This is a genomic window from Buchnera aphidicola (Anoecia oenotherae) (assembly GCF_005080765.1).
In the GTDB taxonomy this organism is placed as follows: Bacteria; Pseudomonadota; Gammaproteobacteria; order Enterobacterales; family Enterobacteriaceae; genus Buchnera_E; species Buchnera_E aphidicola_AB.
In genome coordinates, this window is the sequence record NZ_CP033012.1 from 51,367 (window position 1) to 66,662 (window position 15,296).

The window sequence follows — 15,296 nt, forward strand, 5'->3', positions numbered from 1 at the left end:
ACTTATTTCATTAATATAAATAACATGATATTCGCAAAAATAATGTATACAATTACATGTAAAAACTATTATTTTATATTTTCACCTTATAAAAATATAATTATAAAATAATATTTTTAACATTTTTATAAAAAATGATACTAATCATCTAAAAAACTACGTAATAACTCAGATCTACTAGGATGTCTTAATTTACGTAATGCTTTAGCTTCTATTTGTCTAATTCTCTCTCGTGTTACATCAAATTGTTTACCTACTTCTTCTAAAGTGTGATCGGTATTCATATCTATTCCAAACCTCATTCGTAATACTTTAGCTTCTCTTTCTGTTAATCCAGACAATATATGATTAGTTGCCGATTTTAAACTCTCAGATGTTGCTGAATCTAAAGGTAATTCTGAAGATGTATCTTCTAAAAAATCACCAAGATGTGAATCGTCATCATCTCCTATAGGTGTCTCCATAGAAATTGGTTCTTTAGCTATTTTTAATACTTTTCTTATTTTTTCTTCTGGAATAAACATTTTTTTTGATAATTCTTCTGGAGTTGGTTCTCTTCCAAATTCCTGTAAAATCTGTCTAGAAATTCTATTAAGTTTGTTAATTGTTTCTATCATATGAACTGGAATTCTAATAGTACGAGCTTGGTCAGCAATAGATCTAGTTATTGCTTGCCTAATCCACCAAGTAGCATATGTTGAAAATTTGTATCCTCTTCTATATTCAAATTTATCAACTGCTTTCATTAAACCTATATTACCTTCTTGTATTAAATCTAAAAATTGTAAACCTCTGTTCGTATATTTTTTTGCTATAGAAATTACTAATCTCAAATTGGCTTCTACCATTTCTTTTTTTGCCCTTTTTGCTTTTACTTCTCCTATAGACATTCTTTTATTTATACTCTTTATTTCTTTTATAGACAAACCTACTTTTTTTTCAATATCTATTAATTTTTTTATAAAAACATTTATTTTTTTCTCTACTAAAATTAATTTTTCAGACCAAGGTTTGTTCATTAATATAATATTTTTCAACCAATCAGCATTATTTTTTCGATTTAGATAATATTTAACAAATATTTTTCTTGGTATTTTACATGTTTCAATACATAAATTGATAATATTACGTTCATAATTTCTAATTAGTGAAACAATTTTTCGAATTCTTTCTACTAGATATTCAAATTGTTTTGGAGCTAATCTAAATTGCTTAAAAATATCTGATAAATTGCATAATTCTTTAGTAGAAAAATGATGTTTTCTACTCATTTTTTTTATAATTTTATCTGTAATAATATTTTGTTGTTTTAAATGGAAAAATTTTTCTTTAGCTAATACTGGATCAACAATATGATATTCTTCTCCATTACTTTCTTCTATATTACTAACATTATTTAAACAACTATTATTATTTTTTAAAACAGATTTACTATCTAAATGTAACTGTATAGAACTAGATTGTTCTTCTATATTAGAATCTATAAACCCAACAATCACATCCGATAAACGAATTTCACTAGAAATTACTCTTTCATACTGTTTTAATATATAATCAACTGATTTTGGATATTTAGCTATAGCTGATTGAACTTCATTAATTCCATCTTCTATTCTTTTAGCAATGTCAATTTCTCCTTCTCTAGTTAATAAATCTACTGTACCCATTTCTCTCATGTACATTCTAACTGGATCCGTAGTTCGTCCAACCTCAGATTCAACACTAGATAAAACTTGGGTTACTACTTCAATTGCATCTTCATCAGAATTAGAACTATCATTATTTAAAATAATTAGATCATCAGAATCCGGAGCTTCTTCTAATACTTGAATTCCTAAATCATTAATCATTTGTATAATATCTTCAATTTGTTCAGAATTAACGATATCATCTGGTAGATGGTCGTTTACTTCAGTATAAGTAAGATATCCTTGTTCTTTGCCATGAGTCACTAATAATTGAAATTGTGATTGTGGATTCGACTCCATAAAAGTTTTCCATGCTACTATTATTAATTAATATTCATTGACAATTATTTGTCAATAATGAGTATGTTTATTTTTTGAACAAAGTTGTATATATAAATAAAATCTATTTTTTTAATGTAAAATTTCATTTTTATAAAATATAGAATTGACATTGAACTATTAAAATATATTCATTTAATGAAAATAAGATACTTTTAATATTCTACTAATTTCCTGATAAAACCTTACTAATATCCCATAACATATTTTTTTCTATCCAACATAATCCAATTGTTTTTTCTTTTAAAACTAATTTAAAATACTGTTTTTCTAATGCTTTATTATATACATTAACTAGTAAATCTAAAAAAACTTCAGATATTTTTTTTTTTTCTATCATAAAATCTATATGAGACAATTTACTTAATACTTTAAATTTATATGTTCCTCTATATAATTCTATTAATTGAGCAGTATTTATATTTTTATACAGTAAACATACATCTATTATTTCTAAAAAAAATATTATTTTTTGAATTTTTGCTATTTTCAAATTTTGAATATCAGGAATTATACTAGCTAAATAAGGATTTTGTACTAATAATCCTATTAATATACGTATATTAGATTGTTTTACATCTAAATAAAAAATGTTATTCTTAATATAATTTTCTTCTTTAAAAAAAATAAGTTCTTCTTTAATTCTAGAAAATCCTAAAATTGTAAATAATTGATTTTTTACTAAAAATCGTGTTATCTTTCCTGGAATCTTATTTATCAATGGAATAACTTTCTTTATAAAATCGATTTTTTGATCTATAGTATTTAAATTTTTTTTACTTAATGTTTGATACAATAAAAAATCAGATATACTTATAGATTTTTTCATTCTTTTTAAAAATTTAATTTTACCTTCTTTTCTTACTAAAGAATCAGGATCATAATCTTTTGGAATAAATACAAATTTAATACTTCTATTATCACTTAAAAAAGATAAAGAACAGATTAAAGATCTCCACGAAGCTGTTCGTCCAGCTCTATCTCCATCAAAACAATAAATAATATTATTCGTTTTTTTAAATAATAATTGAAGATGATCATTTGAAATAGAAGTCCCTAATAATGCTACTGAATGAAAAATACCATACTGAGTTAATGTAATTACATCTATATATCCTTCTACTACTATTAAGTAAGGAATATTAGAAGTCATACAAATTGATTCATATAACCCATATAAAAATTTTCTTTTTTTAAAAATTATAGTTTCTGGAGAATTCAGGTATTTAGGAAAAGCAGAACTGATATTTCTACTTCCTAAACCTATTACTTGTCCACTTTCGTCTCGTAAAGGAAAAATAATACGGTTAATAAATCGATCAAGAAAAATTTTTTGATTGTTTTCAAAAAAAACCCCACAATCTAATAATATTTCATTATTTTTCATTTTTTTAAAAAAATTATATGAGTTATTACTAGAACAACCTAAAGTAAATAAATTAATTATTTTTTTTTTAATTCCTCTATCAATCAAATAATTTAAAAATTTTTTGTTGCAAGATAAAAATATATTTTTTTGGTATATTTTTGTTATAAAATTCATAATTCGATAATATTTGACATATTTAAAACTGCTAATCTTCCTTGAAAATTTTATTTTTAATTCAGGAACATCTATATTGTTAATACTAGCTAACTCAAAAATAGCTTCTATAAAAGTTTTTCTGTCATAAGAAATTAAAAAATCAATTACATTCCCATGAACATGACAACCAAAACAATAATAAAATTGTTTTTCATAACTCACTGTAAAAGAAGGATACTTTTCAATATGAAAAGGACATCTAGCACTATAATTTTTCCCTCTCTTTATTAATTTTATACGATTTTCTATTATACTAACAATGTTTGTTTTCTGTAACAACGAGTTTATAAACTCTTTTGATATCTTTCTTTTCATATATTATATCTATTTTATCAAAGAAAACGTGACCGTACTTTAAAAAAGAACGGTCAAAATAAATTTACTAAAAAAAATTTAATAAAAAATTAATACATCCTTAACCTCTTAATATTTTCTCTATTAAGTTTTTTAGATAAACGTTTAATAGCTGAAGCTTTAGCTCTTTTTCTTTGTGTAGTTGGTTTTTCATAATATTCTCTTCTTCTTATTTCTGCTAAAATACCAGCTTTTTCACATAATCTTTTAAATCTTCTTAGAGCTATATCAAACGGTTCATTTTCACGAACTTTAATTATTGGCATATATCAAAAAACCTCTTTAAAAACTAAATATCTTTTATTTTTATATATATAAAAAATAAAAAAATAAAAATATTTGTGAAATTAACTATTCAAAATAATATAATCTATTTATATAAATTAAAAAATAAAATATTTTATAATTTAATAATTATGTATAATATATATTATTCTTTAAAAAAAAATAAATGATTTGATAAATATTAAATATGCGAATCTTAGGAATTGAAACGTCATGCGACGATACAGGAATTGCTATTTTTGATGAAAAAAATGGATTAATCACTAATCAATTAAATAGTCAATCTCAATTAAATATAAAATATGGAGGGATTATACCTGAATTAGCAGCTAGAAAACATTTAAATAATATTATACCATTAATTCGTTTAGCATTATACGATATAAACAACGAAATTTCTACTATTAGTGCTATAGCCTATACAGCTGGACCTGGACTTATTGGTTCTCTGTTAGTCGGAGCTACAATAGGAAGTTCTCTAGCCTATTCTTGGAATATTCCTGTTATACCTATCAACCATATGGAAGCTCATTTGCTTACTTTTATGATGAAAAAATTTTTTAATTCTATTGAATTTCCGTTTATCGGACTATTAGTTTCAGGGAAACACACTCAAATAATAAATGCTATTAGTATGACGAATTATAAAATAATAGGTACTTCTATGGATGATGCAGCAGGAGAAGCATTAGATAAAACTGCTCTGTTACTTGGAATCAATCCTCCAGGAGGAGCTCAACTATCAAAATTAGCAGAAAAAAGTACAAATACTAAATTCGTTTTTCCTCGACCAATGATACATCATCCTAACTTAAATTTTAGTTTTTCTGGATTAAAAACACATGCAAAAAAAATTATTCAAAATAATAAACTTAACTCTAAAATAAAGTCAGATATTGCTAGATCATTTGAAGACGCTATAATAGACGTATTAGTATTTAAATGTAAAAAAGCACTTATTCAAACAGGATACAAAAGATTAGTTATAGCTGGAGGTGTTAGTTCTAATCTTAAATTAAGAAGAGAATTAAAAAAAATGTTAAAAACTTGTGACTTACATGGAAAATTATACTATGCAGATCCTAAATTCTGCACAGATAATGGTGCTATGATTTCATATTTAGGTTTTTTAAAATTCAAAAAAGGAATTTTTACGTCACCAAAAATACAAGTTAATTCTACTTGGTCAATTTCAAAATCCCATATAATTGAATGATAATAATCAACTTACAAAAACAAATATATAAAATAAATAAAAATTATATTTTTTAAAATGTTATTAAAAATTTAAATCATATTATTTATTTTATAAAAGTATATAATACTATATGTTTAGTATATTAAAAAAACTACATAACAATAATAAACATTTACTATAACTAGTTATACAGTCATATTTATTTATTAACTTAGATCTAATTTATTAAAATAATACTCAAAACTAGTTTCACTGATATATATATACAACTATATAAAAAATATCTTCTATTTGATAATTTAATTTAATAATAAAAAATAACTATATCAATCAAATATTGATACTAACTTATTTATTTACATAAAATTTTCAAACTATAAGCTATTAACTGGAAATTATTAATCATATTTAATGTAAAACATTTAAACATAAAATACCGTTTATATTTTATTATTCTGAATATAAAAAAAAATAGATTATATTTAGCATATAATTAATATTTTCAATTTTTTAAATAAAATAAATTTAATTTATTAATTTATCTTATATATCCAATATACTTTATATATATATCTAATTTTAACGGTTTATAACTTGTTCCTATAGAAAATTAAAATTTAAACAAAAATTTATTAAAAAATTTCTCGAACAGAATTAAATAATAATAATTATTAACTCTTTTATACAAAGTAAAATTTTTTATATACAATTTTACTTTGCACAATAAAATGTTACTAATCATTCATAAATTATTATTTTTTTTATTTTAAATATTTAGATTGGACTTATGTAATAAGTTAATACTCTAAATATTTTATTTTAATACTAATTAATTGTAATTTTTTATTATTTTTTATATTTCATACAGAATTAAGTTACTTAATAAGTATAAATACTTTATTATATTACATTTTACATGTAAAATATTTATCTTTTATACAATGCTTATTTTTTACTTCAATAACTAATTTAATTTGTTCAAAAAAATGAAAAACTATTAGACTATTTAAATAATATATAAAATATTTAACAATTTATAATTACATAGCATTTTTCAATTCTTCTAAAGTTAAAGAAGCTGTTCCTGGCTTTTGAACTACTATTCCAGCTGCTACATTTGCTTGGTAACACGATTGTTCTAATGTAAACCCTGATGATAATCCTAAAGCTATTAACGCAATTACTGTATCTCCAGCACCAGTTACATCAACTACTGTATTTGCTCGAGTTAAAAAATGCACCGGTTTTTTATTTATTTGTAATAAAGTCATACCTTCTTTTGACTGAGTTATTAATAAAGCACTAAGTTTTAGATACATTAATAAATCCATTCCTTTATTAATTAAATCATTTCTGTTTGAACATTTTCCCACAATAGACTCAAATTCAAATAAATTTGGAGTTAATAAAGTAGATCCTACATATTTTGAATAATTATTTCCTTTCGGATCTACTAAAACCAGTACTTTTTCTTTTTTAGCTTGTTCAATAATAGAAGAAGTAGAACATAAAGTTCCCTTGTTATAATCTGACAAAATGACTACAGAAACTTTCTTTAATATAGGATTAATTATATTATTGAATTTTAATAAAAAATCTTCTTTTATATTTTTTTCGCAATCTAATCTTACTATTTGCTTTTTTTTTGACATAATTCTTAACTTCGTGGTAGTAATGCACTTGTTAATTATGCAAGGATGATATTCAACTGTAGTTTTTTTTAGTATATTTTTAATGCTTTTAGCTGATTCATCCTGTCCTACAACTCCAACAAGAATGGATTTCCCTCCAACAGTTACAATATTATTCGCAACATTTGCAGCACCGCCAACGTACTCATAACACTGAGATATTTTTAAAATTGGAGCAGAAAATTCATCTAAAATACAATCATTCTTTGTTATCCAGTATTTATCTAACATAATATCACCAATTACTAAAACTGGAAAATTAGCAAAATTAAGTAATTTTTTTTTCATGTATTAAATCCTACTATTATATATAGTGCTAATTGTAGTTATCTTATATAGATAATATAATAAACATTATTTTCGTTTTATTAGTCATTAAAATATGTTAAATCATTTTTTAACCATAAAAATAAATCTTGTACACGTTAGGAACATTCCTATGAAAATATATTTAGTGGGAGGTGCTATTCGTAACTCTTTTCTTAATTTGCCTGTTACAGACAAAGACTGGGTAATAGTAGGAAGTACTCCTGAAGTTCTAATTAAAAAAAAATTTAAACAAGTAGGAAAAGACTTCCCTGTATTCTTACATCCAATAACTCGTGAAGAATACTGCTTAGCTAGAACAGAAAGAAAATCAGGACATGGATACAAAGATTTCAATATTGACTATTCTCAGCATGTAACTTTAAAAGAAGATTTGATGAGAAGAGATTTAACTATTAATGCTATAGCTCAAGATGAATATGGAAAATACATCGATCCATTCAATGGATTTAAAGATCTTAAAAATCGAGTATTAAAACATATTTCTTCTTCTTTTCAAGAAGATCCTCTAAGAGTTTTACGTGTTGCTAGATTTGCAGCATCTCTATCTCATTTAGGATTTTATATTGATAAAAATACTATGAAATTTATGCAAAAAATAGTTTTAAGTAAAGAAATACTATTTCTTACTAAAGATAGAATTTGGAAAGAAACTGAAAAAGCTATGAAAACACATAATCCTCATGTATATTTTAAAATCTTACAAAATTGCTTAGCTTTTCCAATTTTGTTTCCTGAATTAAATAAAATAATAAATACTAATTTTTTAAAATTTTATTCTTATTCTTTTCTACCATTTTCATTAGAAGAAAATTTGTACACTTCGTTAGCTTATATTGCTAAAAAAAATAATAGTGTACAGCTTCGATTAGCTTATATGTTTTTAACTACTAGTTATTATTTTCCTCTTGATTTGATAGAAATTAAACATCATATGAATAAAAGTTTATATATTCATTTAGTAAAAAATTTTTGTATTAGATTAAATTTACCTATAAAAATAAAAAAACTAATTCTTATAATCATTAAAAATAACATTTTTTTATTAAATATAGAAAAAAAATCTTCTTCATCAATTATAAATTTTTTAAATACCATTGATGCATGGAGAAAACCTAAGCAAATAAATCAAATAACTTTATTAATTAAAACTTATATACGGTTTATTTATAAAAATAATAATATAAAATTTATCAAAATAAAAAAAAACTATCTACAAAAAATTTATTCCATTGTTTGTTCTCCTCCTATTGAACTTATATTGAAACAAGGATACAAAGGAAAAGAAATAAAAATGTCTATTAATAAATGGAGAATTAACACATTAGACAATTGGAAAAAAAACAAAAATATAAATTATTAAAAAAACAAAAGTGCTATTTAATTATTTAATTCTAAATAATGTTAAATGATTAATATATAAACACGCTAAAATATTTAGAAAATACGTACAATTAATAAAGTAATAATTTTTATTATAAAAATAAATTTCAAAAAAACAACAATACAATTAATGTTTTTATGTATTAATAATTCTTATATATAGATATACATATAATTTCGTATTTTATATAATAAAAAATTAAATAACATATTTTTTGTAACTATTTTATTAATAATATATTATTAATAATTAACAATATGTAACTTTTTTATTAAAATTAAAAAAACTTTATATATATTTTATATTATCTATTGTATGAATAATAAATTCCATTTAATGTAATATTATAAGTAAAAATACAATAACAATAAAAATAATTTTCTATTTTTAAAATATAAAAATAGTGCTATTAAAACATATGTATAAATATACATAACATTTGGTACTACATATGTAGTTTAATTTTTAAAAAATAACGTCAATTATTTCTGTAAATAACAAAAATTATTAAAAAAAACTACTATACCTAGAAATATAGCATATAAAGTATACATAGTTCTTTATATGCTAAATACCTCTATAGATAACAAATATTATTAAATAAAAGTTATAATTCAACAGTCATAATAATTGTTTTCCCTCTTACAACCTTTCCATAAATTTTATTTAATTTTTTAATGTCATCCATATTAGAAATAACTACTGGGGTTAATACAGATTTAGCAATTTTTTTTAGTAAAACTAAATCAAACTGAAGAATAGGATCACCTATTTTTACTGATTGTTTTTCTTTTGCTAATTGTTTAAAACCCCTTCCCCTCAATTGTACTGTATCTATTCCAAAATGAACAAACATTTCAATTCCATCATTGGATTCCACTGAAAAAGCATGCATACTTTCAAATATTTTTCCAATTATACCATTTACTGGTGACACTATAAGATTTTCAATCGGTTGAATAGCTATACCATCCCCAACTATTTTATCGGAAAAAACAGTATCTGGTACTTCTTCAATACCTACTACATTACCAGAAATGGGAGCAATGATATCAATTAATTTTACACTATCGACTTTTTTACTAAAAAATCTAGAAAATAAACCCATATCGTTTTCCTAAATAGAAAATCTCTCTAGTTATAATAAATAAAATGAAAAATTTACTGTATCAAATCTAACAAATCTTTTAAAGTAGGAATTGACAAAGCTGTAATAGCCATTTTTTTTAAATCTTTAAATGAACTATTTAAGATCATTTTTTTTATTTTAGGAATAAACGGAGAACTCATACTCAACTCATCAACCCCCATACCTATAAGAAGCTTAGCAGCTTTTACATCTCCTGCTAATTCTCCACAAACACTAATCCATTTACCCTCTGCATGAGCTGAATCTACTACTTTTTTAATTAATTTTAAAACCGACAAACTAAGCGGATTATACAAATGAGAAATTAACTCGTTTCCTCTATCAACAGCTAAAGTATATTGCGTTAAATCATTTGTGCCAATACTAAAAAAATCTACTTCTTTAGCTAAAAACCTAGATATTAAAGCAGCAGCAGGAGTTTCTATCATTATTCCTAATTGTATTGCAGGATCAAAGGCTTTTTTTTCATCAGCAAGTTGTAACTTTATATATTCTACTTCGGATTTTAATATCATTACTTCTTCTAACGAAATAATCATTGGAAACATAATACGTACTTTTCCAAAATTAGAAGCACGAAAAATAGCCCTCAATTGAGTGCGCAAAATATCTTTTCTATCAATGCCTATACGAATAGCTCTCCATCCTAAAAAAGGATTTTCTTCTTTAGGAAGATTCATATATGGAATATCTTTATCTCCACCTATATCCATGGTTCGTATTATTATAGATTTTCCATTCATTTTTTCTATTGCTAATTTATATGCTAGCATCTGTTCTTCTTCAGAAGGCAAAGAACTTCTACCCATAAACAAAAATTCAGTTCTATATAATCCTATACACTCTGCTCCATTTTTTTTTACTAAATCAATATCATCTATGTTATTAATATTTGCACCAATTTTTATTCTTTTTCCATCTCTAGTTATAGATTTAATATTTTTAAATTTATTTAATAATTTTTTTTTATTTAAATAACTTTTTTTTATCTTTTTTTTATCTTCAATAATTATATTAGATGGATTTATTAAAACTTCATTATTTATACAATCTAATATTATAAAATCACCCGATTTAACTTTTTTTGTTATGTTCACAGTTCCTACAATAGCTGGAATTTCTAGAGCTCTAGCGAGGATAGAACTATGCGAATTAGCTCCACCTAAATCTGTAATAAATCCCAACACTTTTTTTAAATCTATTTGTGCTGTTTCTGAAGGCGTTATTTCTTTAGAAATTAAAATAACTTCTTTATCAACACTATGTAGATCAACATATTCTATCTCTAATAAATTTTTAATCAGTCTATTACCAATATCTTTGACATCAATGGCTCTATTTCTTAAATAATTATCTTTTATAATTTTTAATCTTTTTATTTGTTCTTCTATAACAAAAAAAACAGCAGCATCTGACGAATAGAGTTTTTCTTTAATTAAAAATATAATATCTTTTTCTAACTCTGGATCTTCTAATAACATTAAATGACTTTCAAAAATATCTTCTTTTTCTTTTCCTATATTTTTAACTATTTTATTTTTTATTTTTTTTAGCTGAATAGATGTTTTTTTACGAGCATTAAAAAACTTATTAATTTCTAATAAAATATTTTCAGAAGCAATTTTTTCTTTATTTATAAAAAATTTATCTTCATTAATTAATAATGCTTCTCCAAAAGCAATACCTGGTGAAGCTAAGATACCTGAAATCATAATATTTCCTGTAATTTAGCAAAATTTTTTATCTTTTCTAAGATTATTAATTTTAAATCATATTAAATATTTAACTTATGATCAATTAAAACTATACATATAGTATATTTATTACTCTATATATTAGAAATTAATATTTCTATTATCTATAACTCTTCTATTAATTTTTTAATTTTTTTTACAGCTTCTTTACTATCTTTTCCTTTTGCAGTAATAGTTATAACACTACCATATGTCAAAGATAAAGTTTGCAATCTAAATAAACTCTTAGCATTAACGCTCTTTCCATCTAAACTAATAAAAATGTCTGAAATAAATGCATTAGCACATTTTACAAGTCTAGCTGCTGGTCTAACATGCAATCCATTTACATTCATAATTTTCACTTCTTCTTTAAACATATATGTTCCTTAATATCATACATATATACTCTTTTATTTTTATAAAAATAATTAATTTTAAGCACTTCTAACTTTATTTATATATACCACGTATTTTATTATGAAAATTTAAAAAAATATTTAAATAATTATTAAATTAAAAATCTAATACAATTAAATTAATAAAATTTTTAAATTACAATAATTATTATTTTTTATAAACAAAAAATTTAATATATATATATTTTGTTAATAAACAATACAAATTTATTGTTTTTAAGATAATATAAAACATTTTATTTTATTAGAAAAATACTTACAGCATATAAATATATGCATAACTAAAAATTAAAAACTATTTATATTAATATAAATTAAAAATTATTCCTAATAAACATTAGTCATTAGAAATTACTGTTTAAAAAAATTTTATAAAATTAACATTTTAATGTTAATATTATCTATTATGTTCATCTTATTATTATATAAATAATATAACTTTAGTCTAATAAAAAGTAAAATTCTTTATATTTAAAGAACTAATGATAAGTATATTTACTTATATTTAAGATTATGTTCATGATGACTCAATACATACTATTTTAACTATTTATAATAAAAAAAAATTAAATGTATATATTAAAAATAAGAATTTACATTACTTGTAATATTAATTTTAATATTGATTTTAATCATGACTTGTTTACTAACATAATTTCTATAACGTATATAATATAATTAACAATACTCTTAAATTCTATTAAATTGATATCTAAATGTAGATTATATTTGCTTAAACTAAATACTAATATAAATATAAAAAATATTAACAAACTTATCCAAATAAAATATATTTATCTTCTTCACTTATTTTTGTTGATAGTATCTATTTATTTATATACATCAATAAATTCAGACAAAATATTTTTTTTGAATTTATTTAATTTATTTAAATAGAATTAAATATATTACAATATATAAAACAATATAATAATATATATATATATAAAATTATTTTATAAATCAAAACATCAAAATAAAATATAACCTATCATTTTATATATTTTAACATATTTAACTATATTTATACGGTATTAAAATATATAGTTTTCTTATGTAGTATAATATTTACAAATCAGTTTAATTAAATATAAAAAACCATGAAAATTAAAAAAAAATTCAAAATCTTCAAAAAAAATTAAATTATTACTCCTATAAATACTATACCCTACAAAATCCAATTATTAGTGATCAAAAATTTGACTATTTAATGTTAATTTTAAAGAAATTAGAAAAAAAACATAAATACTTAATACACTCTAATTCTCCAACGCAAAAAGTAGGATCTAATTTACTTCAATCGTTAAAATCAATACCTCATATCACACCAATGTTATCTATCAAGAACATATTTAAATTAAAAGATTTATTAAATTTTGAAAAAAAAATAAAACATAAACTTTCCCTCAAAAAAAATATTAATTTTTGCTGTGAATTAAAAATGGATGGACTTGCTGTTAGCATTTTATACAAAAAAGGTATCTTTATTCAAGCAACTACAAGAGGTGATGGTGTAAATGGAGAAAACGTAACTAAAAATGCACGTACTATCTGTAACCTACCTATAAAATTGAATAACAATAATATCCCAGATAAACTAGAAGTACGAGGAGAAGTGGTAATTTTAAAAAAAGATTTTGATATATTAAATAATAATTTATACGATCAGAAAAAAAAACCATTTTCTAATGCAAGAAATGCTGCTTCTGGTTCTCTTAGAATAAAAAATTATTCTAAGACTAATAAAAGAAAACTTATGTTTTTTGCATATTATTGTAATCTTTTTAATTTTGAAAAAAAATATAACAGCCAATTTCAACGATTAAAACAACTTAAAAATTGGGGTTTTAGTATAAATGAAAACTATATTTTACTTAATAAAGTAAATAAAATTTATAAATTTTACAATGCTATTTTTAGTAAAAAAAATAATTTAAACGTAGAAATTGATGGAATAGTAGTTAAAGTAGACAATATTAAATATCAAAAAAAAATAGGAAATACTATAACATATCCCCGTTGGGCAATTGCTTTTAAATTTTGCTCTCAAAAATATATCACTAAAATTATATCTATTTCTTTTCAAGTCGGAAGAACTGGAATTATCACACCAGTCGCTCATTTTACTCCAGTAAAAATAACAGGAACTGTTGTAACTAAAGCTTCTTTATACAACAAGAATACATTGCTAAAACTAAATATTTCTAGAGGAGACCTTGTAGAAATAAAAAAAGCAGGAGAAGTAATACCTAAAATAGTAAATATAATACATCAATCTCATAAAACAACTAAAAAAATATGTTTTCCAAAAGTTTGCCCATCATGTTCTTCTGATATTATAGAAAATAAAAGCAATAAAATATCCAAATGCACAGGAACATTAATTTGTTCTTCTCAAAAACAAAAAACATTAGAATATTTCGTTTCTAAATCCGGACTAAATATTCTTGGATTAGGACCTTCTATCATAAAAAAACTTATTGATAATAATTTAATTAACAATATAAGTGATTTTTTTTCTTTAACGCAAGAAAGTCTTCTTAAAATATCTGGAATAGAAAAAAAATCTGCAAAAAATATAATTAATAACATTGCAAAATCAAAACAAATATCACTATATACGTTTATTTGTTCTTTAGGAATACTAAAAATAGGTAGGTCTTCTGCTTTAAAAATATCTTCTTTTTTTTCGTCACTGCATAAAATAAAACATGCTTCAATGCAAGAATTTCTTCAAATAAAAAACATTGGAAAAAAAACAGCAAAACATATATTTTATTTTTTTAAAAATAATAAAAACTTAATTTCTAAATTAGAAAAAATTTTACAAATAAAAAATAATGTGCTTAAACTTAAAAAATTTAAAATCAATTTTTTTAAAAATAAACATATAGTTTTTACTGGATCTTTAAAAACAATGAACCGTCAAATAGCTATTAAAAATGTTATATCTTTTGGATGTAAAAAAGTAAACAACTACATTTCAAAAAAAACAAATTTATTAATATGTGGAGAAAAAGGTGGAAGAAAGATAAAAAAAGCAGAATTATTAAAAATAAAAATTTTAAAAGAAATAAAATTTCTATCAATTTGTAAAAAATATTCTAAAACAAAACAATAAATTTCTTATAAGAACTATTCTT

The 15,296-nt window shown here is 21.9% G+C and carries 10 protein-coding genes; 3 read left to right on the forward strand and 7 right to left on the reverse strand.

The window, feature by feature from the left end:
* Positions 1 to 140: 140 nt before the first annotated feature.
* The 3 genes from rpoD to rpsU all read right to left on the reverse strand — a co-directional run bounded on the left by rpoD (position 141) and on the right by rpsU (position 4,232).
* Complete coding sequence (gene rpoD, locus D9V65_RS00215) at positions 141 to 1,988, reverse strand: RNA polymerase sigma factor RpoD (protein ID WP_158341591.1); 1,848 nt, start codon at positions 1,986 to 1,988, stop codon at positions 141 to 143.
* Positions 1,989 to 2,193: 205 nt separating this feature from the next.
* Positions 2,194 to 3,927, reverse strand: coding sequence for a DNA primase (gene dnaG / locus D9V65_RS00220; protein WP_158341592.1), 1,734 nt, complete (start codon positions 3,925 to 3,927; stop codon positions 2,194 to 2,196).
* Positions 3,928 to 4,016: 89 nt separating this feature from the next.
* Positions 4,017 to 4,232, reverse strand: a complete 216-nt coding sequence (rpsU, locus tag D9V65_RS00225; protein WP_158341593.1) for a 30S ribosomal protein S21 — start codon at positions 4,230 to 4,232, stop codon at positions 4,017 to 4,019.
* Positions 4,233 to 4,438: 206 nt separating this feature from the next.
* On the opposite strand from rpsU, the gene tsaD reads away from it, so the two are divergent.
* Positions 4,439 to 5,467 carry a tRNA (adenosine(37)-N6)-threonylcarbamoyltransferase complex transferase subunit TsaD gene (tsaD, locus tag D9V65_RS00230; RefSeq protein ID WP_158341594.1) on the forward strand — a complete coding sequence of 343 codons (1,029 nt, stop codon included), beginning with the start codon at positions 4,439 to 4,441 and terminating at the stop codon, positions 5,465 to 5,467.
* A 1,022-nt stretch (positions 5,468 to 6,489) separates the two neighbouring features.
* Here tsaD and rfaE1 read toward each other — a convergent pair.
* Positions 6,490 to 7,428: a D-glycero-beta-D-manno-heptose-7-phosphate kinase gene (rfaE1, locus tag D9V65_RS00235; protein WP_158341595.1), complete on the reverse strand. Its 939-nt coding sequence runs from the start codon at positions 7,426 to 7,428 to the stop codon at positions 6,490 to 6,492.
* 151 nt (positions 7,429 to 7,579) lie between these two features.
* On the opposite strand from rfaE1, the gene D9V65_RS00240 reads away from it, so the two are divergent.
* Positions 7,580 to 8,830: a tRNA CCA-pyrophosphorylase gene (locus D9V65_RS00240; RefSeq protein WP_158341596.1), complete on the forward strand. Its 1,251-nt coding sequence runs from the start codon at positions 7,580 to 7,582 to the stop codon at positions 8,828 to 8,830.
* 628 nt (positions 8,831 to 9,458) lie between these two features.
* Here the strand turns inward: D9V65_RS00240 and crr are convergent.
* From crr to D9V65_RS00255, 3 genes are all read right to left on the reverse strand, one after another.
* Positions 9,459 to 9,959 (reverse strand): PTS glucose transporter subunit IIA, encoded by a 501-nt coding sequence (crr, locus tag D9V65_RS00245; protein ID WP_158341597.1) that lies wholly within the window; start codon positions 9,957 to 9,959, stop codon positions 9,459 to 9,461.
* A gap of 53 nt (positions 9,960 to 10,012) precedes the next feature.
* Positions 10,013 to 11,713, reverse strand: a complete 1,701-nt coding sequence (ptsI, locus tag D9V65_RS00250; RefSeq protein WP_158341598.1) for a phosphoenolpyruvate-protein phosphotransferase PtsI — start codon at positions 11,711 to 11,713, stop codon at positions 10,013 to 10,015.
* Positions 11,714 to 11,859: 146 nt separating this feature from the next.
* The gene (locus tag D9V65_RS00255; RefSeq protein ID WP_158341599.1) at positions 11,860 to 12,114 is read right to left on the reverse strand and encodes an HPr family phosphocarrier protein; all 255 of its coding nucleotides are present in this window, start codon (positions 12,112 to 12,114) and stop codon (positions 11,860 to 11,862) included.
* A 1,156-nt stretch (positions 12,115 to 13,270) separates the two neighbouring features.
* Here D9V65_RS00255 and ligA point away from each other — a divergent pair.
* A complete protein-coding gene (ligA, locus tag D9V65_RS00260) occupies positions 13,271 to 15,274 on the forward strand; it encodes an NAD-dependent DNA ligase LigA (RefSeq protein ID WP_158341600.1) in 2,004 nt (667 codons plus the stop codon).
* The last annotated feature ends 22 nt before the right edge of the window (positions 15,275 to 15,296 follow it).